At 50.6% G+C, this 25213-nt stretch carries 22 protein-coding genes; 13 read left to right on the top strand and 9 right to left on the bottom strand.

What is annotated here, in order from left to right; genetic code table 11:
• The first annotated feature begins 306 nt into the window (after positions 1–306).
• The 4 genes from ACTRXD_RS04990 to ACTRXD_RS04975 are packed head-to-tail and all read left to right on the top strand — an operon-like array spanning position 307 to position 6566.
• Positions 307–2088 (top strand): TolC family protein, encoded by a 1782-nt coding sequence (locus ACTRXD_RS04990; RefSeq protein ID WP_442430742.1) that lies wholly within the window; start codon positions 307–309, stop codon positions 2086–2088.
• The gene (locus ACTRXD_RS04985; protein WP_442430741.1) at positions 2085–2942 is read left to right on the top strand and encodes an efflux RND transporter periplasmic adaptor subunit; all 858 of its coding nucleotides are present in this window, start codon (positions 2085–2087) and stop codon (positions 2940–2942) included. Before ACTRXD_RS04990 ends, ACTRXD_RS04985 begins: the two co-directional genes overlap by 4 nt.
• A gap of 48 nt (positions 2943–2990) precedes the next feature.
• Positions 2991–4436, top strand: a complete 1446-nt coding sequence (locus ACTRXD_RS04980) for an efflux RND transporter periplasmic adaptor subunit (RefSeq protein ID WP_442430740.1) — start codon at positions 2991–2993, stop codon at positions 4434–4436.
• A complete protein-coding gene (locus ACTRXD_RS04975) occupies positions 4437–6566 on the top strand; it encodes a site-2 protease family protein (protein WP_442430739.1) in 2130 nt (709 codons plus the stop codon).
• 68 nt (positions 6567–6634) lie between these two features.
• On the opposite strand, the gene ACTRXD_RS04970 is transcribed toward ACTRXD_RS04975, so the two are convergent.
• Positions 6635–7024, bottom strand: coding sequence for a PIN domain-containing protein (locus ACTRXD_RS04970; RefSeq protein WP_442430738.1), 390 nt, complete (start codon positions 7022–7024; stop codon positions 6635–6637).
• Positions 7025–7123: 99 nt separating this feature from the next.
• The gene (locus ACTRXD_RS04965) at positions 7124–7258 is read right to left on the bottom strand and encodes an AbrB/MazE/SpoVT family DNA-binding domain-containing protein (RefSeq protein ID WP_442430737.1); all 135 of its coding nucleotides are present in this window, start codon (positions 7256–7258) and stop codon (positions 7124–7126) included.
• 337 nt (positions 7259–7595) lie between these two features.
• On the opposite strand from ACTRXD_RS04965, the gene ACTRXD_RS04960 reads away from it, so the two are divergent.
• From ACTRXD_RS04960 to ACTRXD_RS04950, 3 genes are all read left to right on the top strand, one after another.
• Positions 7596–8558, top strand: coding sequence for a DUF4347 domain-containing protein (locus ACTRXD_RS04960; protein ID WP_442430736.1), 963 nt, complete (start codon positions 7596–7598; stop codon positions 8556–8558).
• The gene (locus ACTRXD_RS04955) at positions 8555–10069 is read left to right on the top strand and encodes a diguanylate cyclase (RefSeq protein ID WP_442430735.1); all 1515 of its coding nucleotides are present in this window, start codon (positions 8555–8557) and stop codon (positions 10067–10069) included. Before ACTRXD_RS04960 ends, ACTRXD_RS04955 begins: the two co-directional genes overlap by 4 nt.
• A gap of 132 nt (positions 10070–10201) precedes the next feature.
• Positions 10202–10468 carry a hypothetical protein gene (locus ACTRXD_RS04950; protein ID WP_442430734.1) on the top strand — a complete coding sequence of 89 codons (267 nt, stop codon included), beginning with the start codon at positions 10202–10204 and terminating at the stop codon, positions 10466–10468.
• Positions 10469–10555: 87 nt separating this feature from the next.
• Here ACTRXD_RS04950 and ACTRXD_RS04945 read toward each other — a convergent pair whose 3' ends face one another.
• From ACTRXD_RS04945 to ACTRXD_RS04930, 4 genes are all read right to left on the bottom strand, one after another.
• Positions 10556–11032 carry a TIGR04255 family protein gene (locus ACTRXD_RS04945; RefSeq protein WP_442430733.1) on the bottom strand — a complete coding sequence of 159 codons (477 nt, stop codon included), beginning with the start codon at positions 11030–11032 and terminating at the stop codon, positions 10556–10558.
• Between the two features lie 54 nt (positions 11033–11086).
• Positions 11087–11953: an HDOD domain-containing protein gene (locus tag ACTRXD_RS04940; RefSeq protein ID WP_442430732.1), complete on the bottom strand. Its 867-nt coding sequence runs from the start codon at positions 11951–11953 to the stop codon at positions 11087–11089.
• Positions 11954–12196: 243 nt separating this feature from the next.
• Positions 12197–13549 carry a DUF3422 family protein gene (locus tag ACTRXD_RS04935; protein ID WP_442430731.1) on the bottom strand — a complete coding sequence of 451 codons (1353 nt, stop codon included), beginning with the start codon at positions 13547–13549 and terminating at the stop codon, positions 12197–12199.
• Positions 13550–13753: 204 nt separating this feature from the next.
• Positions 13754–14692, bottom strand: coding sequence for a YheT family hydrolase (locus ACTRXD_RS04930; RefSeq protein ID WP_442430730.1), 939 nt, complete (start codon positions 14690–14692; stop codon positions 13754–13756).
• Positions 14693–14759: 67 nt separating this feature from the next.
• Between ACTRXD_RS04930 and ACTRXD_RS04925 the strand changes: the two genes are divergently transcribed.
• Entirely contained in the window at positions 14760–14912 is a 153-nt protein-coding gene (locus ACTRXD_RS04925; RefSeq protein ID WP_442430729.1) for a hypothetical protein, read from the top strand.
• Positions 14913–15027: 115 nt separating this feature from the next.
• The gene (locus tag ACTRXD_RS04920) at positions 15028–15570 is read left to right on the top strand and encodes a c-type cytochrome (protein WP_442430728.1); all 543 of its coding nucleotides are present in this window, start codon (positions 15028–15030) and stop codon (positions 15568–15570) included.
• Between the two features lie 150 nt (positions 15571–15720).
• Here the strand turns inward: ACTRXD_RS04920 and ACTRXD_RS04915 are convergent, their stop codons facing one another.
• Both ACTRXD_RS04915 and ACTRXD_RS04910 read right to left on the bottom strand, forming a co-directional pair.
• A complete protein-coding gene (locus ACTRXD_RS04915) occupies positions 15721–16251 on the bottom strand; it encodes an outer membrane beta-barrel protein (protein ID WP_442430727.1) in 531 nt (176 codons plus the stop codon).
• A 290-nt stretch (positions 16252–16541) separates the two neighbouring features.
• The gene (locus tag ACTRXD_RS04910) at positions 16542–16808 is read right to left on the bottom strand and encodes a YtxH domain-containing protein (protein ID WP_442430726.1); all 267 of its coding nucleotides are present in this window, start codon (positions 16806–16808) and stop codon (positions 16542–16544) included.
• 452 nt (positions 16809–17260) lie between these two features.
• Between ACTRXD_RS04910 and ACTRXD_RS04905 the strand changes: the two genes are divergently transcribed.
• Positions 17261–17938, top strand: coding sequence for a hypothetical protein (locus ACTRXD_RS04905; RefSeq protein ID WP_442430725.1), 678 nt, complete (start codon positions 17261–17263; stop codon positions 17936–17938).
• A 576-nt stretch (positions 17939–18514) separates the two neighbouring features.
• Positions 18515–20203, top strand: coding sequence for a glutamine--tRNA ligase/YqeY domain fusion protein (locus tag ACTRXD_RS04900; RefSeq protein WP_442430724.1), 1689 nt, complete (start codon positions 18515–18517; stop codon positions 20201–20203).
• Positions 20204–20222: 19 nt separating this feature from the next.
• Here the strand turns inward: ACTRXD_RS04900 and ACTRXD_RS04895 are convergent, their stop codons facing one another.
• Complete coding sequence (locus tag ACTRXD_RS04895) at positions 20223–20849, bottom strand: pseudouridine synthase (RefSeq protein WP_442430723.1); 627 nt, start codon at positions 20847–20849, stop codon at positions 20223–20225.
• A 901-nt stretch (positions 20850–21750) separates the two neighbouring features.
• On the opposite strand from ACTRXD_RS04895, the gene ACTRXD_RS04890 reads away from it, so the two are divergent.
• Complete coding sequence (locus ACTRXD_RS04890) at positions 21751–22491, top strand: hypothetical protein (protein ID WP_442430722.1); 741 nt, start codon at positions 21751–21753, stop codon at positions 22489–22491.
• A gap of 111 nt (positions 22492–22602) precedes the next feature.
• Positions 22603–25188 (top strand): BREX system ATP-binding domain-containing protein, encoded by a 2586-nt coding sequence (locus ACTRXD_RS04885; protein ID WP_442430721.1) that lies wholly within the window; start codon positions 22603–22605, stop codon positions 25186–25188.
• Positions 25189–25213: the final 25 nt, after the last annotated feature.

Genomic DNA, 25213 nt, shown 5'->3' with positions numbered 1-25213 from the left:
CCAAAATCCACTTGAGGTCGGGTTCATGAGGTAAGTGAAAATAAGACCTGGTGGAAAAATGAGGTGAAATTGAAAATAAATTTTTGGTGCCATGTTGCTCAAATAATGAGTTGGCAAGATGTTGTGAGGAATTGATGAAGATTGTTTAACTCCTGGGCAGAAATCACATAAATGAGAACGGTTTACTTTCTTAATCTTGCCAAAAGAAACTCCGAGAAACAGAGCTGGAAAGCTGCAAAGAGGTGGCTGTGCGTGATCCTGTAAGAAAAAATGGTCGAAGAGGCCGGAAGGATAGACGGACTTGAGTTGAGGAAGATTCGACATTGCCGGTCAAGCAGTCAGTCGGGTGCCGACTATCCGAAGGCCGGTTTGGGCTGGCATGAGACACGTGCGCAAGTACATTGTATCGAATGGGTCGGTAGCCACTTATCTATGGCGTTACACATTCAAAAAATTCTAGTCGGTCTGGTGGTGATCGGGTTGGCCCTGATTGGCTCGGGTTGTGCGGTTCTGCCCACTCCACTTACTCAGGTCGAAATTCAACAGCGGGTCCAAGAGAACCTGGCCCAACTCACGCAATTCCAGGAACCGGTGGCTCGTCCCATCACGTTGTTTGAAGCGATGGCGCGGGCGCTGAAATATAATTTAGAAACACGGGTGCAGGGATTAAAGGAAATGGTGGCGCATCGGCAACTGGATCTGGCGCATTACGATATGTTGCCAAAAGTGGTGGCGGATGCGGCCTATAACGGACGCAGCAACTTTGCGGGGGCGAGCAGCCAGTCGTTAGAAACGGGCCAACAATCTCTCGTGAGTTCTACCTCATCTGATAAAAATATTTATACCTCGAATTTGGCATTGAGCTGGGATGTCTTGGATTTCGGTTTGTCCTATGTGCGGGCCGAACAAGCCGCGGACGACGTCCTCATTGCGGAAGAAGATAAACGCCGAATTGCCAATCGGGTCATCCAAGATGTCCGGTCGGCCTTTTGGAAAGCCGTGGGGGCGGAACGGGCGTTGGGTCGCCTGGCTTTCCTCCAGGATTGGGTCACACAAGCGCTGGGTGAAGTGCATGTAATCCGGGAGCGGGCCTTGGCGGATCCACTGACCTCACTGCAATATGAACGAGAACTCCTGAGCGCGCAACGGGAAATTCAACAGCTCTATCAGGACTTATCGTTATCACGAATTCACCTTGCCGAACTCATGAACCTGGATCCGGGGGAACCCTATGAACTGGCGGTGCCGGAACATCCACCCCTCGTGTCGAAAGTCGAGGAGAAGCTGGAAGATTTGGAATACCGGGCACTTATGAATCGTCCGGAACTGCGAAAGGTCGACTACCAAAAACGGATTAACGCCAAAGAAACCAAAGCCGCCATCCTGGAATTGCTCCCGAATCTCCATGTGTATATGGGGGGCAATTACGATAGCAATAATTTCCTGTTTCATAATAATTGGCTGAATTACGGGGCCAAAGTCAGCTGGAATCTGTTGAATGTGTTCCGACACCCCGTCCGTTTGCAGGTTATTGACGCCCAGGAGAAGGTGCTGGACATGCAAAGTCTGGCGTTGACGATGGCTCTGATGAGTCAGGTCCATGTGTCGGTGGCGCAATATCATGCGGCGATGAAGGATGTAGCCACGGGGAAGCGCTATCTCGATACTCAAATGGCCATTGCCGACCAGGTCCAACGTGCCTGGTCCCTTAACCGGCTGAGTGAACATCTGGTCATCCGGGAAAAGATGCAAGGCCTGGTGGCCGAATTACGGTATGAATCGGCTCTGGCCAAATTGGAAATGGCCTATGCCAATGTGCTGGCCGCGATAGGAGAAGACCCCTTCCCCACGGACATCACTGGAGACGGAGTCGAAGAATTGGCCGTGGCCTTACAAGAACGTTGGGAATGGCTTGATCGCCCCGAGGTCTTCGCGCGAGTTGATCAATCTGAAACTCAACCTGAAAAGACAAACACACAACCCCAACGGACTAACATTCAACTCCAGGAGACTGTCGCTCAATCCCAAGAAACTGACATGCCATCCCAAGAGACAACCACTCAACCTCAGGAGAGAGACAATCCATGATACATCGATACCCTATCATTATTCTGTGTTTAGTCCTGAATCTGATCATGCTGCCGTCAAGCGTCAGTTTGGCAAAAAGCGGAGGACGCAGCCGTTTGCCCTCATCGGACCTTCAGACAATCCGGGGCATCGTGAAACCCGTCGTTGAAGCGGTCCTGGCCAGTGAAATTCAGGCGTTAGTGAAGCGGATGCCGTTTCGAGACGGGGACGCATTTAATAAGGGAGACATCCTCGTTGAATTTGAATGTGCCAAATACCGGGCGGAATTATCGGCCGCCCAAGCGGATTTGGATGCAAGGCAAAAGACCGTCATCAATAACGAGGAGCTGGCCGCTCTTCACGGGATTGGCCGGTTGGAAGTGGACATCTCCAAGGCCGAACTAAAAAAGGCTCAGGCGGTTCTCACCAGAGCACAAGTGATTGTTCAAGGTTGCCGGATTCCTGCCCCTTTTGCCGGCCATGTGGTCAAGACGTTGGTCCACCCTTATGAAAGTGTGAATCCCTACGATGATGTGGTGAGTATTGTGAGTAATCAGGATTTGGATATTGAATTGATTCTTCCGTCGTCTTCGCTGCGGTGGATCGCCAAGAAGAGTCCGTTTTCGTTTAGTATCGATGAGACTCAAAAGGACTACTCCGCGGAAGTGGTGGAAATTGGTTCTCGTGTAGATCCCGTGAGTCAAACCATTCGGGTCTTTGGTCGATTTCACAAACACCCCACAGGTGTCTTGGCCGGTATGAGTGGAAGCGCGCAATTTCCGGAAGGCACGTTTCCCACTCAATCAACAATTACGCCAAGTACGAAACCTGTAGCCTCACCGACGTCCAAGAGTAAGCAGACTGTCAAACATTAACTCCTTTCCGGATCGACCTCTCTGTTGATCAAAATGAGGGAAACCTTCGTGGTGCAAACAGTAACCCAGACAGAGTCCCCTTCGCGAGGGACCGGTAAGGACTTTAAACCCTCCTCCGGTCTGGCTGGCGCCCCTTCCATCGCGTCCAAGGTCAAAACGGAAAAAGATTCAAGTATTTTCCTGGCACTGCTTCAACTGGAAAGTCAGGTTCGCAAGGCTCAAACAGTAAAAGAACTCTGTTTTCTTCTGGCCAATGAGACCCGACGTCTCGTGGACTTTCGACAAGCCTGTATCTTTTCCATCAATCCGAAGGGGCGGGCGCGGGGCAGGGTGGAAGCGGTGTCCAGTGTGGCCGTGGTTGACCGCAATGCGCCGATGATCAATTGGATCGAACGCGTCATTTCAGAATTATGGGAACAAGGTAGTCTCAAAGATCCCGGTCCTCTCTCCTCCACTCATTGTTCGACAGAATTCCGACGTGATTGGAAGTCCTTTGCATTTCCTTATGTCCTCTGGTGTCCATTGATCCGTGGGGATCAGCAGGTAATTGGTGGTCTGTGGTTAACCAGGGAGATAGCCTGGCAAGATGAGGAAGTGCAAGTGATCCAGCGGTTTGCCGAAACGGTGGCTCATGCCTGGCAGGCGCTCGGGGGCACGAAACGGAGAGTGAAAAACTGGCAGGTTATCAAGACCTGGATATGGGGAGTGCTGGTGGTAGTGATGGCCGCCATGTGGCTGCCCGTTCGATTGTCCACGCTGGCTCCGGTGGAAGTGGTGCCGCGGGATCCGTCGGTGGTGACGGCTCCATTGGATGGGGTGCTGGGAGAAATCCTTGTCCACCCGAATACACTTGTTCAAACCGGTCAAACCCTTTTTCGCTACGAGGACACCACATTCCGGAATCAGTTTGAAGTGGCGGAAAAGAATCTGTCCGTCACCTGGATGGAGTATCGCAAAGTGTCGCAGAGTGCCTTTGTCGACCATGACACCGGTGCGGGTATGCCCGTGCAAGCTTCGGAAGTCCGGCTAAAGGAAGCCGAACGGGATTACGCCTGGGACATGTTACAGCAAGTGGAGGTCAAAGCTCCCCGGGCGGGCATTGTGATTTTCACGGATAAATCCGAGTGGATCGGCAAGCCGGTGGTGGTGGGCGAACGCATTATGGAAGTGGCCGATCCCCAGGAGTTTGAATTGAAAATTGATCTACCGGTGGAAGACGCTATTGTGTTACGGGAAGGCGCCGAGGTTGAGGTGTTTTTGAATGCCAATCCCTTACAAGCCATTCCTGCCCAATTAATCCATGCCAGTTACCATGCAAGTATTCTCCCGACCAATGTCCTGGCCTATCGGGTGGAAGCCGCGTTCATGGACCCGCCTGAAGATATTCGAATCGGCTGGCAGGGCACTGCCAAAATCTATGGGGAACCGGTCACTCTGTTTTTCCATCTCTTCCGTCGCCCCCTTGGAGTTCTTCGACAAACGTTAGGTATCTAAATGGGTCAGTCAAAGCCTCAAGAAGACGTTCCCCTTCCACCCTTGCGAGAAGATCTTCAGATCCTGCCCGGTACGCCCACGCCCGATGGTGTCCCCACCTGGACGATTGTGGACACGGTTCGAAATCAATTTTTCCAAATTGAATGGTCCGCGTTCCAACTGCTTTCACATTGGCAGGCGGGAACTGTCGAGGGACTGGTGGATTCGGTTACTCGAACCACCTCGGCCAAGGTCTCAACCGGGAATGTGATGGAGTTGATCCAGTTTCTCTATCGGAACAATTTAACCCGGGATTCCTTAGCCGGTGGAAGTCAGGGGTTCCTCGGGCAGGCCGAACAGGCAAAACAACATTGGGTGCTGAGAGTGCTCCACAACTATTTATTTTTCAGAATTCCCTTATGTAATCCCGACCGGTTCTTACGAGCAACGCTTCCGTTCGTCACTCCGCTGTTTAGTCGCTGGGCCGTATGGTGCGTGATCATATTGGGTGTGATCGGGTGTATGGGAGTCGTGCGGCGGTGGGAATCGTTTGCCAATGTCTTTTTATACTTTTTTACGTTTCAAGGGATGGCCGGATATATCATCGGGTTGGTGGCCATTAAGATCTTGCATGAACTGGGGCATGCCTATACCGCTGTTCGATACGGGTGCCGGGTTCCCACGATGGGCCTCGGGTTCCTCATTATGGTGCCTGTCCTCTATACCGACACGACCGACTCCTGGCGGCTCACGGTCCGGAAGCAACGCGCGGCCATTGCCGCTGCGGGAATGGTGGTGGAACTCAGTGTGGCGATGCTCGCGACTTTTTTGTGGAACTTCTGTCCTGATGGCATTGTCAAAAGCATGCTCTTTGTGTTGGCGACCACCAGTTGGGTGACCGGGCTGTTGATCAATTTGAATCCGCTGCTCCGTTTTGACGGCTACTACGTCCTCTCGGATTGGCTGGGTGTCCCGAATTTGCAATCACGGGCTTTCGGGTTTGGTCGTTGGAAATTACGGGAATGGCTGTTTGCCTGGGGAGATGTTCCTCCGGAACAGATGCCCCGGCAACGGCAATTGGTGCTGATCGCCTATGCGTGGGCGGTGTGGGTCTACCGGGCCGTCGTGTTTGTCGGCATTGCGGTCCTGGTGTATTACTTTTTTTTCAAGGTTTTGGGCGTCATCCTCTTTCTCGTGGAAATAGGCTGGTTTCTGGCATGGCCGGTCTATGAGGAACTGCAGGTCTGGTGGAGACGTCGGACGGCCGTGATTCAATCCTGGCGAGGGCGGGGAATTGGAGTCGTACTGACGGGGTGTCTGCTCATGAGCATGATGCCATTGGATACGACAGTGGAGATTCCCGCAATTCTTGAAGCTCCGGAACGCACGACCCTGTTTCCACCGGCTCCGGCAATGGTGGTGGAGGTGTTGGTTGAGGAGGGAGATCGGGTCGAACATGGCCAAACACTTTTGATGTTACAGTCGCCGCAGGTGGAACATCAGATTGACATTATCGAACATCGCATTGCGGCCTTAGAATTGCGCGCGGGACGAGAAGTCGCCTATCAGGATGATCGGGATGATCATCTGGTGATTTGGGAGACGCTGGTGGGCGAACGAAAGGCGTTGGACGGCCTGATCATGCTCCGGGAACAATTGACCTTGCGTGCTCCGTTCTCCGGCGTGGTCACGGATCTGTCGTCGTCCCTCCATCCAGGGCTGTGGGTGAATACCGACATGGCGATGGCCCATGTGATTGGGGAACATCCATCCGTGGTGCTGGCCCTCGCCACGGAAAAAGAAAAAGCCAGGCTCTCGGTGGGGAATGAAGGATGGTTTTATCCGGACGACCCTACGCGGTCTGCCCGACCAGGGCAGCTTCGGGACCTTCGTCATGTGGACGAATCGGAAATGGCGTTACCGTATTTAGCCTCCACCTATTCCGGAGGTGTGCCCGTGCGCCAGGATGCGCGGGGCAGATTGATCCCCGAGCATTCCGTGTACCGGGTGGAACTGGATGTGACGGACAAGGATCTCTTCTGGAATCAGGTTGTGCGAGGGGTGGTCCATGTGAAGGGCAATGGTCAAAGTGTGATGGGGCACCTTGGGGCACGTGCGGCCTCCATTCTCATTCGTGAAAGCGGAGCCTGATTGTTAGGTGGAAACGTGGAGTTGGGTAGATGCACTCGGTTAATCGGCATTTTCTTTGGCTACTGCAACTAGGAAAATCCTCGAGACTTCCCGGCCTCCCGATCAAGAGTCACAGTAGTGATGCAATCATGACCATCATTAATTCGGCTTAGTAAATGGCGGGTAAAATTAGCACGACTCTTTCGGTAATCGTCCAAAGCTTGCCAGACCACCTGGGGATCTTCAACTCGTAATTGGGCGACATGCAATACGTATTCGATGGTCTTTACGAGAGTCTCTTTTGTTTGTCGGTAATAGCCCTCAAGAACCCAAAACGTTTCACACAACACCAAGTGGTTTAAAAAGCCGGGGTTTTCCTGCGAGCATTGCTTTTCAATAAGCTGCGTAGCAGCCCTGGGTTGGGCGGGATCGTCCTGGACGAGATAGCGGACGAGCACATTCGTATCGGGGTCTGTCATGGTCTGCCCCTCGCTGTTTTATGGCAGCTCGCATGGCTTCGAGAGTGACTGGTTGTTTGGGCTTAGGAAGCAAACCTTTTAATATTGTGACATCCGAGGTCACCGGCCACACGGTAATCCGCCATCTGGCCCCACAAGAAATTCCACCCGATCTCCGGGTTGTAGCTTTAATTGTCCTCGGATCTCCTTGGGAAGGGTAATTTGTCCTTTGCTGATTAATGTGGCAAAGGGCATGGCATCCTCCTTTCATTTATATTAAATCCTTACTGTATAGTAAAAATTCTGGCAACTTTATTTGTGTTGGTAGGCCTTCTGACACCCGACACCCGGAATTGTCATTTTCCACAGACGAACATCCACCACCATTCAGCAGCGCCACAATAACCCGCTAAAACAGCCCTCAACCCACATCAAGAGTATCCCCCCCGGATCCGACAAAGGATATGGGAGATCCTCCTTTTGAGGGGTCCATTGCGTTGACCGATTTCCTCTGGAGAAATCAAGGCTTTTGCACCATCTGTGGCACGAGAATTTTTATCCTCATATTTCTTTTACTATTAAAGAGCGTCCCATGAAACTTATGCATTACAAGCCCGCGACGCTCGAAGCCGTGAATGACGTCAAGGTGGTGAAACCTGGTTCCCAAAAGATCCGGAGGCACACTCCACTCCAAGGATCCTCCACCGTCAGATTTCCCGGAACCTTTACGGCCTTAAAGGAAAGGATCCAGTTTGATGGAGCCGCCTTCGCCACGGGAGCAGAAATCGTTCAAGCTACCACCACGGCGGACACTCTTGGCATCGAGGCCGAAACAACCACAGATTGGACTTATGCGGATTCTTCTGCCCAGGGTGCCCTGCGATTGTCTGGTCTCTCCTTTTCTGCGACGCCGGAACGTAAAGATATGGAAGGGATCTATCATGCCGCTGAGGTCATTTTTTTAAATTCCACGCAAGATGGTATCGAACAAATTACTGAAGTCCTGAAAGGTCGTACGGACATTGACGTCATTCATCTCATTTCGCATGGGAACCAAGCAGGGCTTCGGTTGGGGACAGGTCTCCTCACGTTTGATTCAATGCATGAGGCCTGCGGCAATGAGTGGACCATTATTTCCGACGCCCGTTCGAGCACGGGCAATATTTTTATTGACGGCTGGAAGGATGGGGAACGGACCGCTGGGCGAGCCGTACCAGGGAAATTTGCGCAGCTCACCGACGCAGATATTGCCGCTAAAACCGACCTGCCAGGAAGTACGAATTTTGGTGTTCAAGGGGACCAGAAGCTCAACGGGGAGTTCCCATACCTCATCATTAACAGTGCCGGACCCGATGAATGGCACGGGCTGTTAACTGAGACCGCATATATCGCATTTGAATCAGCGTCCTTGGAGATGGGCGAGCAATCTAATGAGGTTCACTCAATCAAGCCGTGGAGCCAAGCCTTTTTATATGATAGTACACCCTCTTCTATATATACGGTTGACAGTAATGGTCTCGTTCTCACCTCGACTTTCCCCTCCGTATCCTCATGAAACGACTGACGCCCATCTTTTGGATGAGTCTGGGGCTGGTATCCCTTACCCTGAGTATCCTCTTAATCAGTGACCTGATGGTGGGTCTCATTCCGGACCAAGCTGCCCAAATCTTTACCTACCGGCAAAAGTTCAGCGAAGCGATGGCTGTCCAGTATTTCATCCTGGCGCAGAGGGGTGACAATCAGGGCCTTCAGCAGGCTTTGGATCTCTTGGTTGAACGGAATGGGGATATCCAATCAGTGGCTTTGGTCTTGGAAAGCGGTGAGATTATGGCCATGGCCGGGCCCCATCATGCTCTCTGGAGCCAACCTTCAGAAGGTCACTCTACGCCTGAACACATTCAGATTCCCATTTCCAAGGGGGACCTGCATTGGGGAACCTTACAACTCCGATTTCCTTCGCCGGATATTAGTTTTTGGGCCCGTGTCCTCGATAATGCCTGGGTCCGAATTCTTGGGCTGGTCATGGTCTACGGATTTGTGGGCTATTTCCTATATATGAAGCGAACGTTGCGGCAACTCGATCCCAGTTCAGTGGTGCCCATGCGTGTGCAAGCCGCGTTTGATGTGTTGGCGGAGGGTGTGGTGTTCCTGGATGGTGAGGACCGTATTGTGCTAGCCAATCGCGCCTTTAGTCTCATTGTTGACGTGGCTCCTCACGACCTGATCGGGAAAACACTGGATAGTTTTGAATGGACGTCATCTGACACGGTTGACCCGTTGAGCATCTACCCGTGGAAGACGGCGCGACAGGGAAAATGCTTGAGATTGGATGTGCCCCTGGTTTGGGAGAGGAGGGGAAAAACCGTAAAAAAGTTTCGAGTCAATTGCACTCCCATCTTGGGTGAACGCAAGCAGGTCCGAGGAATTTTGGTGTCTTTCAATGATGTGACGGTATTGGAGGGCACGATTCGGGAGTTAGAGTTGTCAAAAACCGAATTGGAAAAACTGGCTCACCGAGATCCCTTGACGGGTTGTTGCAACCGGCGAGCGTTATTCGAGGCGTTTGAAGAACTGTGGGAGAGGGCTCACCATGATGGGAGCGATTTGGTCTGTATTATGGCGGATATCGACCATTTCAAGTCGTATAACGATCGGTTTGGCCATGCGGTTGGGGATCAAGTGATTCAACTCGTGGCGAAATTGTTATCAACAACTTTGCGTCCGTTGGATATTATCGGCCGATATGGGGGAGAGGAATTTTGCATTCTCCTGCCTGGGCGGACTTGTGTCGAGGGCATGTTGGTGGCCGAACGGTTACGCGAAACCATTGAGCTTTCGGCCAGTACGGCTATTCGCACCACCTCCGGACAGAAAATTACGATGAGTTTTGGTGTGTCAGCCGCCACTTTAGGAGCTTCTGATTATTTGGAATTGGTGGCCCAAGCCGACAAAGCCTTGTATGTGGCCAAGGAGAATGGGCGAAATCGGGTGAAACAGTGGACGGTTGATGAAGCGGTCGCTGGGTCGGCTCAGGATGAGAAATTAATGAGTCACTCAGAATCCTAGCTGTAGCGGAGGAGGAAGTCGGATCATATGCAATTTACGGATGATTTCTACCTAGCCCCTATTTGAGGAAATGCCCCTCGCAGATGACATCGAAGTGGATGAAGGATTTTTTCGGCGGTCTGAATGGAAAGCGTGAGTGTAGTGCTATGGGATGACTTTACGATGGAATTTTTCTGGGCGATTTTTGGAACTGCAGTACAATTAATTTTGTCTTTTATTGCACCACTTTTTCTGGTAACTGGAGAACTTTGTCTTGGTATTTTGAGCTTAGGGTATAAACGACCTCAACTTAAAAAGGAGGCCATTAAAAGCGAACTACCATATAGAGAGGTCAGTTTTTGGGTTGGTCTAATAGTTTGGATTGGAATTATTCTTTATTTTACATACCCTCAAGAGTGAATGTGGTGGAAAGCGCAGAGTACTATAAAAATTTGAGAAGCATCTCTTGAAAACCTTCTGCTTCCTGCCAGGATGAACGCACCCAGCTCAGTTCGTCGGGTTCATGGCCTGATGCAACATATCAGTGATCCATAATTTGAAGAATCGTTGGGCGACTTGGTGATATTCTGTCAGTTTCCCTGCGATCTCTGTCATTGCAAATTGCCCATTCACAAATAAATCATGGTCGATGAGATAGCCCATTTCCTGTATAGGTTGCGCGATCGGAACGAGACCATGTCGAACGCACACCAGGTCATCTCCACCATTCAGTCCTATCACCACTTCACTGTGCGTGGCTTTCATGGCTCCGGCCACCTCAGACCAGGCGAGATCTCCTGTCCATTTCTTCTGTGGCAGTTGATTCCAATCTTTGTCCGTCAGGCCAAGGACGGACTTCCGAATGATATTTCTGAAACGTAACCCGATACGGGAGAGATACGGTGGGGTATATTCGTTCTCCACTGCATTCGTCGCCAACCGGATATGTGTCTGAAAGGCCTCCCAGCCTTCATATGGGTGCATTCCGGTGTTCAGCTTTTTTTGTTTGACGCGCCGACACTCAGGTCTCTCTCGTCTTTATGAGGCTGTGACGGGTAGGCGGGCTTCTTCCATGAGGGTTAACATGGCGGAGAGCTGTTTGCCTGCTTCCAGCATGCACTCTTTGAGGCCTTCCTCATCCAGCCCTGTTAATTTCCACGATTCAGGAGCTACGAGATTTTGCCATTCGGCATGTCCCTTGGGAGATTGGAACCCTTCCGTGAGTGCGCCGGCCATATTGAGGAGCGCCGCTTCAAATCCGTGCTCGCTGGTCCCTGATGGATTGTTCTGATACCGAATAGCGATCCCGAAATTTTTGGGTAGTTGCCATTCCTCAATGAGTGTCTGACCCACTTCGGTATAATCGAATCCCAACAACTGTTGTTCCAGGATATGGACGGGAGAGCCATCTTTGGCCGACTCCCGTAACACCTGTTCGGACGGTTCGGGAAGTTGCTCATAGAGGAGGAGATGTCCAATATCTCTCAACAGGCCCTCAACAAACATCCGTTCACTATCAACCAGAAAACATTTTCTGGCCAATTCCCGTGCGACCAGTCCACTAAAAAAGCTGTTAGACCAATAGACACTCATACTCATTACGTGTTGATTGAGGCCTGAAAAAGTTTTGGTGACCGAGATGGCGAGCGTCAAATCATGGAGAGGTTGCATCCCGAGGATTCCGACAGCCCGCGAAATGGTCTCGACTTTTCGAGGCATGGCATAAAATGCGCTATTCACTAATTTGAGGACGGCGACGGTCATGCCGGGGTCAATGCTGATCGCCCTGGACAGATCGGCCATGGTGGACTCTGGATTATCGATGACCTTTTTGACTTGTAGATAGACTTCCGGCAGGGTAAAGAGTTTCGTGCAATTTTTTACCAATTCCTCGGCTGTTAGCATGGTGATCCCTTCTGGTGCAACTCTGGAGTTCAATGGTCAAAACGTCGACCTTTTCTTATAGTTCTCGGATATTTCCCCGGGGTACTTAAAATGAATCCTTTCCCGTTCCGGGCTTTTGAACCATGGAACTGGGCGGGGGCCAAACGGTTTGTTTGTGGAGAATGCCGGAGAAAGCCTGTCCCTGGTTGGTCAGATCAGGCTGCGGTCATGCTTGTGAAGGAACGAGCATTGTGGGAGGAACGATTAGGCACGATCGGGAGTGTGAGAGGTGGAGGCCGGAGGCATTGCTGTAATTTTTTTTTGGATGCGGTTCCTTCCCCATGTGATGATGCCAAACGAGAGACCTAGAGCAATGGGTACGAAGATCCCGGAGGCCAACTCATACTTGTCGAGCCAACCGAGTTCGTGCAGGGCCTTAAAGAGGTAGTTGGCGAGGCCACTTACATAATAGGCAATCACGATCACGGAGAGGCCTTCCACGGTATGTTGCAAGACGACCTGGCTTTTGGTGGTCTTATCCAAGCTGGCCAGGAGATTCACGTTTTGATCTTGTTGCGCCAAATTTTGCTCTTGTAAGAGTAGTTCCACCTTGGTGCGCAAGACGGCAATGGTGCCTTCAAAGTCCTGCTCTAAGGCCTGAACCCGGGAGAGCAATTGCTGGTATCCATCGGCGACTCCTGTAATTTTCCATTGAAAATAATCGATGAGCGTTCGACCGTAGGGCAGCGGCTGCTCTTGGAGTGCCAGAGTATTACTGTGCACAATTCGATCATAGGGGACCGAAGCCGAAAGGCGGTAACGTAGCGAAGCGGTCAACCGTCCCACTTCAAGGAAATCATGGGTTAACCCTTCCAGCCATTGTTGAAGTGTGCTGTGTGTGGCTCGGTTCAGTTCTTTTGTGATAAGGGTCCGTTGATAGAGATGACGCTGTTCAAAGATTTGAACCTGATCGACTGACCGGGAAAAGGCTGGATAGGGCAGTAAAATCAGATGGGTATAATTTTCAAGAGTCGTCAAAATCGTCATGAGTCTGGCTAGTTTTTGCCGAAGCAAAACAGGATCAGGAGCCCAAATGAGATATCGTTCTCGATCATGTTCGTCTGGAGTAAAGCTGGTGGCCACGGAGATGTCCTCCCCCAGAACCTTGCTGGCATACATTTGTGGTCCGGGGAGAAGGGTTGCCAATTCCTCCTGGTCGTAAGTACGCGCAGGGATGACCAAGAGATCCAAGGCGTTGACTTGGATGCCCAACGGAGAAAAGGGAAACACATAGTCGGGAAATCCCAACGGTCCGAATCCTAATGGTTGGGTTGCGTTAGAGGGGATATGCCAAACCTGATAGCTGTAATATTCAGTGTGAGCCTCCCAAATGACAATGAGTTTGTCCTCATTCGTTCCTTTTTTTACTCCGAATCCAACCTTGTCTTCCATGACGGCGTGGGTGGGATCGATCTCTAAACAGGCCAAAAGCTGTTGGAACTCTTTTCGACTCTGCGGACGTTCAACTGCCGGGTTCGCCATACGATAGGCGGTGTGATGCACATGGGCGGGAACATCCAACCAGCCTTCCAAATATTTTTCTTGCGCCTTATGCATTTGGCGAAGAATGCCTTTTCCTGGGGATCCGGGTTTTAATTTCATGGACGTGTGAAAACTTGTGATGAGAATCGTGATGGAAAGGATTCGCTACGCATTTGAACAGAGTTCTACCCTACCTGAGAGGTCTCAGGCAAGTGAAGCATAGGAGTAAAGGGCGTTTAAATGGCGTTCAAAGGGAATGAGTCCGGGAACCGATCGTGGTCATGCTGAGTTAAGTTGAGCATGAATCCAGTCGCATAGACGATTTTCGGCCCAAAAGGGATCCTCATCCTTATGGTGTTGTTGAAAAAATCCGCAGTGGCCCCCATGAGCAGGTGCCTCAAGCTGGATGAAGGGGTTCGCGTCGAGAGCAGGGTCGGCAAACATGTGGTAGGGGATAAACGGGTCGTCTTGGGCCGTGATGATGAGGGTCGGGATGGTGATTGAAGATAGCGTGTTCCAAGCGGCGCTTTGTTCGTAATAGTCTTCGGCATCTCGATACCCTCCGTCTGGAGCGGTATAGATTTCGTCAAATTCCCACATGGTCCGTATATGAGAAAGGTGTGAGAGATCCCACCGACCTGGGAAGAGGCGGGCTTTTTTGCGCAATTTTCCTGTTAGGCTTTTCAGGAAATACCGATGATAAAGCCAGTTGGAAGGATGTTGCAGGGCGTGTACGCAGGCTGCGGGCTGGATGTTGGGACAGACGGCCGCGACTCCACGAAGAGAGGGGAGGGTGGTTCCATGCTCGCCAGCCAATTTGAGGGCAAGATTGCCTCCCATGGAATACCCGATGAGCCACACCGCGGTGCAGCGATTCTCCTCGGTAATTTCTTGAATAATCCTGGCGTAATCCTGACTGAGCCCATTGTGATAGAGGGTAGGTGTCAGATGTTCGGATCCGCCACAATTGCGTTGATTGATGCGAATGCAATTCCATCCTGCATCCCAACATTTCCTGGCCAGTCCCCGCATATAGTGGGATTCGGTGCACCCTTCGAGGCCATGAACCATCAGGATGGTGGGGTGTTGTGAGGGGCAGGGTTGCCAATGACATTTTGTGAGTAGGCCTACCTCGGGAGAGACCTGAAAGATACGGTCTTGTGTGGGCAGTGCCGATGGGAAACGACCACGGGGCCACCAGCGGGGGAGAAGGGTCATGCGGTGCGGGCCATCTAACCACGGGTGTGGAATAAAAGGTTGGGACGGCCACAAACAATGATTAACCATGGGTGAGCAGGATGAGGCTTTCGATGGCGGCTTTTCGATTGTCTCGCATGTTTGGGATACCAAAACTCCTGTGCGTAAGACAAGTCAGGATAAGGGCATTAGACAGGAAGTGGCCGATCGGGTGGGTGTGAATATCTTACACGGGGAATGACTATTTGACAGGGCACGAGAACTTTCGGTAGACCACCTCAGGTTTTTATGTGTTGTTGGTCCATTTAGTTTGCCCATATTCCGTCAATCTTTACCGTAGGATCGTGAACGTGTCTATGAAAAAACCAAAGTCTTCACAATTTGCAGGAAGCCGGGAAACCTTTCTCATTTTTATTGTGGTGGCCTGCGGGATTATGGCGACCATTTCAGTGAATCTGTTCAATCAATCGCCTTCGGATCCTAGCGAAGCCCGCGTGGGGGAATCCACCAATCCGGAGCAAACAAAATCCCCATCCGCCAAAATTCCGTCTGTGGAGCTAACCGATGTGCCACTGGCCACGGGTACCGAGCCGCTGGAAAAGTTGTTTGTGCAATCCGGCTGCGCGGTGTGTCATACGATTCCAGGTATTGCTCCTGCTCTGGGGCGTGAGGGTCCTCGGTTAGTCCTAGGGACGAATGGACCCCTTCGATTGGCGGACCCTCAATATCACGGGACGGCGACAACCGTTCGTGAATATGTCCAGGAATCGATTTTGAATCCAGGCGCCTACGTGGTGCCCGGATACTCCGATCGGGTGATGCCCCGATGGTATGGGAAGCGACTGAATGCGATGGCGTTGGATCGAATGGCCGAGTATTTAGAAAACGTGAAGGAGTAACAACCCTCTGGCAGCTTCACACGATGGGAACGCATCCATTCATCTGTTTTTAGTGTAAGCTCTCCGAATCCCTTTGAGCACGTCAGTTCCCATGGTAATAGTCATCCAACGGTACGACCGCCTGCCATCGTAAAGGGTGATGTGAGGGTATTAGGGTTGGAACCGAAAGCCGAATAACATACCGATATTGAAATTGTCGCTACTTTTCCGATTATTCAGATCAATATCTTGGAAAGTAAATATGAGTGTACTTGACAGATCAACAGTCCGATTGATCTTGAAGGCTGCGGTAGCCCCAAAAGGAAAGCTATAACTGACATCGCTGTCATCACGACGGCCGTGTTCCAAATCCGCATAGACAAAGCCAATTCCGCCAAAAGGAATGATGGTGACAGCACCGACGGGAATGTGATATCGACCGATTCCGGCGAAGGTGACTTGAGTGAGGTCGCCGCCGGGAGAAAACAAGAGTTGCGGGCCAACAGAAACTTGTGAGTTGAGAAAATAGTCTCCCTGGAAACCGAGCGTGAACACGGTGTCGTCGGTGGTATCTGACAGGAAACCGATATCCGTTCCAAACGCCCACTTGTTTTCTGCCCGTGCGAAAGGACTGCCTACTGAGAGCGCAAAAAGGAGGGCTAAGACGGCCAAGATCGTTTTTATCCACTTATCGATCATCATGTCTCGTTTTCCTCTTGATTCAATTGGTTGTGTGAGCGATGGGACTTATCCTTTCCTTATTTCTGAATCACTCACTGGTCTTTAGTGCTGCCCCCGCCGTTTTAGCTTAAACTCGTTTTCACAACTTCCCTCTTCCCTGGATCCTGATGGTATACCATCGACCATCTGAAGGCCCAAGAAAAAAGGAAGATGAGGCCTTTGGCCCATCTCCTCCCGCCCGTTGCCAGCATAAGCTGGAAAATTTGGGAGGGTGTCATGGACCCTCAGAGACGTGAGTTCAGGAAATTTTTTTAATGTTTCGCGGTATCCTCTGCCATTTTCTCGGTACTTTCCATTGCCTCATTGAGGGCTTCTCCGGTTTTTTCGGCCGCGTTGTCCATGGCTTCCCCTGTGCTTTCCATAGCGTCCTTGACGGATTCGGTTGTTTTTTCTGCCGCTTGATCAAGGGTCTTCCCAGCTTTTTCGGCAGGACCTTCCGTTTCCCCGCACCCTGAGAGTGAAGCCATCAGTCCAAGCGCACAGACGAGACTCAGCCCTAATAGGGAAAATCGATTCATAGCAGAAACCTCCTGTTAAAGTTGGGGAACACCTTGCTGTCCATCCTTTTGGTCCTTCGTTCCAGAGGGGTCTACGAGTCTGGAGAAGGGGTTGAATGGGGTACGAGGACCAATCCATGCGTGAATGAACTTAATCTATTGTACTCTAATTTGAAGAAAGATCAATGATAAGTAGGTAATTTTTTTTACGTGAATGTCTTGCCTGACCATTGACCTGATTGAAACCGATATCTAGGGATGCTCTGGACAGGGGGCGATTTGGATGGAGGTCTTCCATGAATCTGGTTGTCCTGTTGTGGTTCGGTTATGACAGGATAGGACACGGTCCATGGGGAGGTGGTGCCTTATGTATATTTTGTGTCTTAACTTTTTTGAATACCTGTCGATAAGACTAGTACGTCTCATTGGGATAGTAAGTAGTAAACAACAATTTTTTTGCGGTCGAGGTTGTTATGGCAAAACCAGTTGGAAAGCTTCGAAAAATAAATTTGAGTGAAGTGTGGGGAAATGAGGCCGACGGGTTTGCTTCATGGCTCCAGCAGGAGGAAATTTTAGACATATTGGGAGAGACGATCGAGCGCCCCCTTAAGCCGGCTGGCAGTGACATTCCACTCAGTATTTTGGCCGGAGGAGTCCTCGCCAAAGATGCGAAGACCGGGAGTTACGTGATTGTGTTGGGTCATTTGGAGGGCATTGATCCCGACGCCCTGGGTAAACTGATTATGTATGCTGCGGGCCTTGATGCGAAGACGGTGGTGTGTGTGGCCCAGGGTATTTCTGCGGAGATACGCCAAACCCTGGATTGGCTGAATGGCGTTTCCCGTGATGAAGTGACATTCTACGGCGCTGAACTTGAATTATGGCGCATTGATGATTCCGTCCCTGCTCCCAACTTTCACCTTGTTTGTCAGCCCAACCTCTGGGCCAGGCAATTGAAAAAAGGTCAGGATGAGGGTGGGGAATCGAAAGCTGCGAAGGGATCTGAATTCGCTGAATTGAACGCGAACCATGAAGAAGGCGAGAAAGGGCCAAAAGAGAAAGGCGCAGCCCAACAGGGAAAACCCCCTGCAGCGGGCAAAGATGGAGTCTCTGTGCGTCAGAATTTTGTGTATACCAAAACCTTCTCCTAAAATCCGGTTGCGGTCCGTCCGCTGTTGGTTGTTTTTTGATCCACCTCATCTTTATAACAGGGAAGGGGTCTCCTGAAGGGCGTTGAAGTGCTCTTCACCCCCTGTCATCCCTTCCGTGCCCCCACCCAAGGTTCTTGATTCGAATCCACCATATGAATCGATGAAACCCTGGGGCGGTGGCTTGCCAATCTCTTTCCGGAAGCCGGATTGCATTTGCCCCGTGGGATCCTCAATTTCTCTCTAGCCGTCATGCCTGTTATTCTTGAGAGTCGCGACGCTCATGCCGTCTCTGTCCGGATCCGGTTTGACGGGATTTAGTAACCCTGAAAGATCGAGTATTGTCTTGCTCGTGTTGAGAGTTGGCGCGACTCATGGTAGCGTGGGGGCAACTGTACTCTCCACGCCTGGCGAATAACCCACAGGTCGTTTGGAAAAGTTGTTGGGGAAGGCCGTCCTCGGACCTTTTCGGACATTCTCTATGCCTAGATACGGGAGATTTAAACGGCCCGAGTCTTTTTTTTGAAGATGCGAGTCGCTGAATAATTTTGCATTTAATTTTCTGAAAGCTTGTTCACTATGTCGTCACCAGACCAACATGATTCCATCGACTTTATCAGAGCCAAGGTTATTGCAGATCTGGAAAACCAGACTATTGGCAAACGAGTGCACACTCGTTTCCCCCCTGAACCTAACGGGCATTTACATATTGGTCATGCGAAATCCATCTGTTTGAATTTTGGCATTGCCCAGGAATTCGGTGGGCTGTGTAATCTTCGTTTCGATGATACGAATCCGACCAAGGAGAACATGGAATATGTCTCTTCAATTCAGGAAGATGTCCGGTGGTTGGGCTTTGATTGGGATGATCGCCTCTTTTTTGCCTCAGACTATTTTGAGCAGCTGTATCAATTTGCGGTGCGACTGATTCAAAGCGGCCATGCCTATGTGGATAGTTTAACGGCCGAGGAGATCCGGGTTTGTCGAGGGACGCTGACTGAGCCAGGGAAGGATAGCCCGTACCGGAATCGTACCATTGAAGAAAATTTGGCCTTATTTACCCGAATGCGGTCCGGAGAATTTGAGGACGGAGCCCATGTGTTGCGAGCCAAAATAGATATGGCCTCGCCGAATATTAATCTGCGAGATCCTGCCTTGTATCGTATCCGACATGCCTCGCACTATCGGACCGGCGATGATTGGTGCCTCTATCCCACCTATGACTTTGCGCATCCTCTTTCCGATTCATTAGAGGGCATTACGCATTCGTTGTGTACGCTGGAGTTTGAGGGTCACCGTCCCTTATATGACTGGTTGCTCCGGGTGTGTGAGGTCTCGTGTTATCCCCAGCAAATTGAATTCGCCCGTTTGAATCTCGGGCATACTGTGATGAGTAAACGCAAGCTTCACCAGTTGGTGGAGGAGAAGCATGTGAACGGGTGGGGGGATCCTCGGTTGCCCACTTTGAAAGGGCTTCGGCGTCGGGGTTACACGCCTGAAGCGATTCGCAATTTTTGTGAGCGGGTGGGGGTGGCGAAACGTGACAGTGTGATTGAAATGGCTGTGTTGGAGCATGCTATTCGAGAAGATCTGAACCGGTCGGCGCCGCGGGTGATGGCGGTATTGCATCCTCTGAAAGTCATTATTGAAAATTATCCGGATAGGCAGGTTGAGGTCTTAGAGGCGATCAATAATCCTGAGGATCCCACCCAGGGCAAACGGGAAATCCCATTTTCTCGTGAGCTGTATATTGAACAAGACGATTTCCGGGAAGATCCACCTAAAAAGTTTTTTCGCTTATCTCCAGGGCAGGAAGTACGTCTGCGCTATGCCTATATTATTCGCTGTGTCGGTGTCGAGAAGGATCCCGGAACCGGAGAAGTGACGGCTCTACGATGTACCTTCGATCCTGAGACGAAAAGTGGCGGGAGTCAATCAAGTCGAAAGGTAAAAGGGACTCTCCACTGGGTCTCGGCTCAGCATGCCCTTCCTGCCGAAGTAAGACTTTATGAGGCCCTGTTGACTCAACCGAATCCCGGTTCGGGGAGTGAGCCTCAGGACCTTCACCGTCTGCTCAATCCACATTCCTTGACCGTGTTGTCTGATTGCCAGGTCGAACCCGGTCTTAGAGGGACTCCATCAGGTAGTCGGTTTCAGTTTGAGCGGCAGGGATATTTTTGTCTTGATCCGGATTCCACACAGGATCGTTTGGTCTTTAACCGGACGGTGCCGCTTCGAGATACATGGGCGAAAATTGATAAGAAGTGAGCGCTCTTTTACCAAAGATTCAACCCCGATGTATTGGTATTTTGAAAATAGCCAACAATTGCGTCTCCTCGTCGGGTGTTGAAAATCTCCAGGTTCCTGCCGGGATATCCAAGGGCAAAGGGCCGATTTGTATGCGTTTGAGATCGAGAACTTTGAGCGGCGTATGAAATTTTGGATCTTTCAGGGCATGGAAGATTCGACGGAGGTGCCGGTTTTTCCCCTCCTGTAAGACGACTTCTAGCTGTGTTTTGGGTCCGACTTCTCTTTTTTTTGTAACCCTGTGTACTTTTAAAATTCCAATGGAAGTGGACACTCCCTGTAACAATTGGGATAAGTCATCGTCTGAAATTCTTCCCCGGACCTCAACCTCATAGGTTTTTTCGCATCCGCCTGGCGCTGTGAGCCGGTCAACCAATGCTCCATCTTGAGTGAAGAGTAGGAGGCCACGGGAGTCTTTGTCTAATCGGCCGATTGGTACCCAGCCTTCCTGCAATAAGAAAGGCGGTAGGATATGGTAGACGGTTTTTCTCTCCCTCTCATCCTTTCGAGTCACCAGGTACCCTTTGGGCTTATGGAACAGGATGACGCTGGTTCGCGCCGGAGGAGAAGGACCTGCTCCAGCGCCCAATTTCTTGAACTCAGACATGGTTGTTTTTTATTGAATCGACAGTGGCGGAGGAATTCGAGATCTCTGGTGGTTCTTGTTGCCACTCACAAGTTCGGGCTCCTTCTTGGCCAAATGGTTGTGGCTTTGAGAGAAATGTCTCCACGAATCGCTTCCGGTACTCTGATCCAATAGCCTTGGATTCGATGAAGGGTGTGCCAACCAACTGGGCTCTGTATTTTATAAGTGTTTTTTACTATCCGGCTCAATGGAATAGTGAGCGGCTCAAAGCCCTGGCTGGAACGTAAATATGAATTCTGAAGAGTGTTGCGGAGTTGAAATCGCCACCTGAGGCGTCTCCTAATTGAAGTTTTTCTATAATCCATTGTTTTTTAAGGAAAAAAGATGAAAGTTTCCGGGAAGAAAGTCTTGCCCGTTGTTTTGTAGAATTTTTGGAGTTATTTTCTTTAAAGAAAGGGTATGTTTTTTTTAAGCATCGAGTAAAGACCTGTAAAAACCCTGCCGATACAGAGAGTAGAGGCAGGAATGAAGAACCGCTATCCTGGGGGTCTTCGACATGCTAGGGAAAATTTGTTTTGTCTTGGCCATGGTTGCTCTCGCTTGCTGCGTGACGGTGCTCTCCTGGTTTGGGTGGGTCCATGGAGTATCTTGGTCAAGGCGCAAAACCTGTTCTCCTCATCATGAGTAAAGATCACTCAGCTCATCTCCCGACGCCTGCCTCGTTTGTTCGTATTTAGTTTGAGAACCGAATCCATTCTTTTTTGACCGTGCTATCAGTATTCCTGAGTCCTTGCGGTTTTGAGGTTGGTTGTTGGAATGTCGTGTGAGCGGGGATTGACTGTCTTTGGCTCTCTTCGGACCCGGCACGTAACTCATATTCCGCGATCTACCTTGAATACTCCCGAACAGGAGGTCCGGCGATATGTCGAGCAGCAAACGACCGCCCAAGGAACTACACCGGCATCCACGAGTGGTAGGGACCGTTCCCAACTGGCAACGTGAGGATACCTATCCCTGCGCCCAGAGTTTAAACGATACCTTTTGGCGGTGGGAGTTTCTCCGGCGTCGTTCAGATTACCGGAAGGATTGGGAACAGCACTATTTGCAAACGTACGATTTTGATCTGTCCTGTGCCAAAGATCCTCAATATCCCACTCGGTATCGCAAAAAAGTTTTTACGCCGGATCATCCGGCATTTAAAGCTCGCATGCCGAATTCATTAGAAAAATACCATCTCAGTGGGCTACCGAATCCCTCCATTGCCAAACCCTGGATGTTGTCCTTTGATTCGAATTACGGCCGGATCTATTTCGGACAGGGACCGGATTGGCTCGGGGGAGGTGAAGAGGTCACCTTGTGTTTGTCGGAATGGCGAATGGCGGCCGTGTTTGATCTGAAAAAGCCGTTGTCGGGTCAAATCGAAAAAGTGAAGGCAGATCTTATGGAATGGCAACAACATCAAGTCGGTCGAAATCTCGAACGGAGAAAATGTCGTGACGAATGGCCGATGTATCTCCGCGTCCTGGATGCGGTGGATCTCGGCGTGCCGTTTCATGAAATTGGACGAACGTTATTTCATCTACACGATGATGAAATATGCGAAGCGCGAGCCAATCAAATGTATAAACGTGCGTGTCAAATCAGTGTGCATTTTCCTGTGTAAGAGGTTCAAGATCACGAGAGCCCGTCAGAGTGTGGCCATGGTCATCGCATCAGGTGTGGAAATGTAGAAGTCTGAAAATTTCAGTATGTATATGGGGGAAGGAACCGTACGATGAGCAAATTAATTGAGGCCTTAAATCGTTTACAGTCCGTGAGAACAGAAGAAGGTCTACCTTCCTCCCATTCTTTGCTCACTGACTCACGTCCGGACAAGCCGGAATCTGTGCAACAACATCGGCCGGATACGAAACCATCGTCCAAGAACAATCGTCACTCCGAGGAGAGTCCACGATTTAATCTGGCTCTCGGCGAATGGCTGGGGATTCTTCACCATGAATATCTTGGAAGTTTCGTCCGTGAGGGGGGTGGAGCGGTCAAATTTGCCGTGTTTCCCAGTGAAGACGGATTAAAAACCTGCCAACAGGAATTAGAGGGAATGGCCAAACGTGAAGGATATGTCTTGGCAAAAGTCGACGCGCGATTCACAAAAGCCCACATGATCGAGCGACTGTTTCAGAAAATTGCCAAACAAATAGATTGGGATGAACTCGCTTATCGATTTCTTCAAAGATTGCTCGAAGAGCATGGTCACCAAATTCCTTCAGACCGACAAGAATTCTCGTTGCGGCAGATTGCAATGGTGAATGAACGGAAGGAGCCGATGCTCCGCCGGGATATTCAAACATGGATGGAAAAAGCGATTGAAGGCGATTCAGGCCTGTGCCGTGAATTTCGCATGGCGATGATCCGGCTGTGTATGGCTCAGTTGGATGCCGGCGATTCCGATCGTGTCTTGGCCTCAGCGGTGAAAGAGTGGTTGTGTGGAGACCTTCGACTGGTGAGTGGAGTCAAAAAGGCGCTCATCTATCAAAAAATCTCGCGCCATAATGCACGGTACATGCTGTCTTCTTTAACTCGCTGGCTTCGATTAACGGGACAGGGAGGCCTCATTCTCTCACTCGATATCTCTCGGTATCTTATGAAAAAGGATGGCTTGCCGAATGATGGTTCACTGTCATTTTCGCCTTCAGCCACGATAGATTTGTATGAATTGCTTCGTCAATTTATTGATTCGGCTGATGAGATGGAAGGCTTGCTGATGGTGGTCCTGGCTCCGCAAGAGTTCCTGACCGATTCCCGCCGTGGTGTGGATCGGTACGAGGCTTTGAAATTGCGAGTATGGGATGACGTTCGTCCGAAACACCGTCAGAATCCATTGGCCTCGTTGGTCCGGATTCATAATCATCATCAACAGGTTTCTGAAGAAGAGCATGCTGCTTCCACCGCCACGCCGAGGAGAATGGTGCCTGATGGAGAAGCCCGTCGTGTCATTGAAGGTCTTCGGGCGGGGGTTCCGAACCGGCATGTGGTGACGACGCTTGGATGTCTTCAGCCGGAGGTGGAGGGACGTTTTCGGCGGTTATTAGAAGCCACACAGCAAAATATTACTGCGGGTTCGTGCCCACGTGGTATGGTGATCGAGGGCGCGTTTGGTAGTGGAAAATCGCATATCCTGGAGTATCTCCAAAATCTGGCGCTGGATGCCAATTTCATCTGCAGCAGGATTGTGATCAGTAAGGAAACGCCTCTGTATCACCCTGTCCGTTTGTATTATTCTGCGATCGAAGCTGCGGTAATTCCTGACAAACGCGGGGAAGTGTTTTCGGAAATTGCGGGTCAATGTGATGTCTGGGCGCCGCGCTATAAGAATCTTGTGACGTGGGTGAATGATCCGGAGAGTCAGATTGATGCCAGGTTTGCCGCGACGTTGATGCTGTATGAACGATTGAGCTCCGATATGGAGTTGGGCCACCGAATGACTCGATTTTGGACGGGAGACCCCATCGGGGTAGGAGATTTAAAAAAGTACCTGCAAGAAGCCGGATTTGGAGAGCGGTATGCGTTTGGAAAAATATCGGCTGCAGAATTGGCGCTTCAGCGCTTTCAGTTTGCTGCCCGTCTGATGCAAGCCGCGGGATATGCCGGGTGGATTTTGCTGATCGATGAAGCGGAACTGATTGGCCGATATTCGGTGAATCAGCGCGCGAAATCCTATGCTGAAGTGGCACGCCTCATGAATTTAGATGGCGGTCCTACCCTGCCAGGATTGGGTGCCGTGCTGGCCTTAACCAATGATTTTCGGGAAGAGGTCTTAGAGAAAAAAGGTGACAAGATCAAACTTCTGGAAAAACTTCGAGCGAAGCATACGGAAGCCGAACGACTACTAGCCGACAAAGCGGAGAAAGGCATGGGTTTATTGGAGACACAACGTATTCCCCTCGGACAGCCACCGAACGATATTATTCAAGAATCCTATCAGACGATTCGATCGCTTCATCTGAAAGGGCATGGGTGGCATATGTGGGAAAATGCGGCAAATGATCCGGCCCAAATTATCCCGGGAACCAGTATGCGGAAATACGTGAAGAGTTGGGTGACACATTGGGATTCACTTCGTTTCTATCCCGGAGAAGCGTGTGAAATTGAAGCTTCGCCATGGAAGCCGTCTTGTGTTGAGCAGGAAAACGCCCAGAAAGCCAACGCGGAAGAAGATAACCAGCAGAAAAGCCATGGGGGGCGTTTTGCGGTGGAAGCCGATTCGATGATGGCGGAAAAATCCGGAGAACAGGAATTTGTTGCCCCCGGCACTCCAAACACCTCTGGCTCCTTCACGAATGGCCCTAAAACTGCTTTCTAGCTCCGGTTCTGACCTTTTGGCGGAA

Origin of the sequence: Nitrospira sp. T9, from assembly GCF_052156535.1 — a bacterium.
In the GTDB taxonomy this organism is placed as follows: domain Bacteria; phylum Nitrospirota; class Nitrospiria; order Nitrospirales; family UBA8639; genus Nitrospira_E.
The sequence above is the reverse complement of the archived record's forward strand: the minus strand, read 5'-3'. Positions and strand labels throughout refer to the sequence as shown.

Bases quoted from the DNA above. Each gene is read 5' to 3' on its own strand.
- ACTRXD_RS04985 (WP_442430741.1), top strand. From the start codon at position 2,085: ATGATACATCGATACCCTATCATTATTCTGTGTTTAGTCCTGAATCTG.
- ACTRXD_RS04975 (WP_442430739.1), top strand. From the start codon at position 4,437: ATGGGTCAGTCAAAGCCTCAAGAAGACGTTCCCCTTCCACCCTTGCGA.
- ACTRXD_RS04970 (WP_442430738.1), bottom strand. From the start codon at position 7,024: ATGACAGACCCCGATACGAATGTGCTCGTCCGCTATCTCGTCCAGGAC.
- ACTRXD_RS04965 (WP_442430737.1), bottom strand. From the start codon at position 7,258: ATGCCCTTTGCCACATTAATCAGCAAAGGACAAATTACCCTTCCCAAG.
- ACTRXD_RS04960 (WP_442430736.1), top strand. From the start codon at position 7,596: ATGAAACTTATGCATTACAAGCCCGCGACGCTCGAAGCCGTGAATGAC.
- ACTRXD_RS04955 (WP_442430735.1), top strand. From the start codon at position 8,555: ATGAAACGACTGACGCCCATCTTTTGGATGAGTCTGGGGCTGGTATCC.
- ACTRXD_RS04945 (WP_442430733.1), bottom strand. From the start codon at position 11,032: ATGCACCCATATGAAGGCTGGGAGGCCTTTCAGACACATATCCGGTTG.
- ACTRXD_RS04940 (WP_442430732.1), bottom strand. From the start codon at position 11,953: ATGCTAACAGCCGAGGAATTGGTAAAAAATTGCACGAAACTCTTTACC.
- ACTRXD_RS04935 (WP_442430731.1), bottom strand. From the start codon at position 13,549: ATGCATAAGGCGCAAGAAAAATATTTGGAAGGCTGGTTGGATGTTCCC.
- ACTRXD_RS04930 (WP_442430730.1), bottom strand. From the start codon at position 14,692: ATGACCCTTCTCCCCCGCTGGTGGCCCCGTGGTCGTTTCCCATCGGCA.
- ACTRXD_RS04925 (WP_442430729.1), top strand. From the start codon at position 14,760: ATGGGTGAGCAGGATGAGGCTTTCGATGGCGGCTTTTCGATTGTCTCG.
- ACTRXD_RS04920 (WP_442430728.1), top strand. From the start codon at position 15,028: ATGAAAAAACCAAAGTCTTCACAATTTGCAGGAAGCCGGGAAACCTTT.
- ACTRXD_RS04915 (WP_442430727.1), bottom strand. From the start codon at position 16,251: ATGATGATCGATAAGTGGATAAAAACGATCTTGGCCGTCTTAGCCCTC.
- ACTRXD_RS04910 (WP_442430726.1), bottom strand. From the start codon at position 16,808: ATGAATCGATTTTCCCTATTAGGGCTGAGTCTCGTCTGTGCGCTTGGA.
- ACTRXD_RS04905 (WP_442430725.1), top strand. From the start codon at position 17,261: ATGGCAAAACCAGTTGGAAAGCTTCGAAAAATAAATTTGAGTGAAGTG.
- ACTRXD_RS04900 (WP_442430724.1), top strand. From the start codon at position 18,515: ATGTCGTCACCAGACCAACATGATTCCATCGACTTTATCAGAGCCAAG.
- ACTRXD_RS04895 (WP_442430723.1), bottom strand. From the start codon at position 20,849: ATGTCTGAGTTCAAGAAATTGGGCGCTGGAGCAGGTCCTTCTCCTCCG.
- ACTRXD_RS04890 (WP_442430722.1), top strand. From the start codon at position 21,751: ATGTCGAGCAGCAAACGACCGCCCAAGGAACTACACCGGCATCCACGA.
- ACTRXD_RS04885 (WP_442430721.1), top strand. From the start codon at position 22,603: ATGAGCAAATTAATTGAGGCCTTAAATCGTTTACAGTCCGTGAGAACA.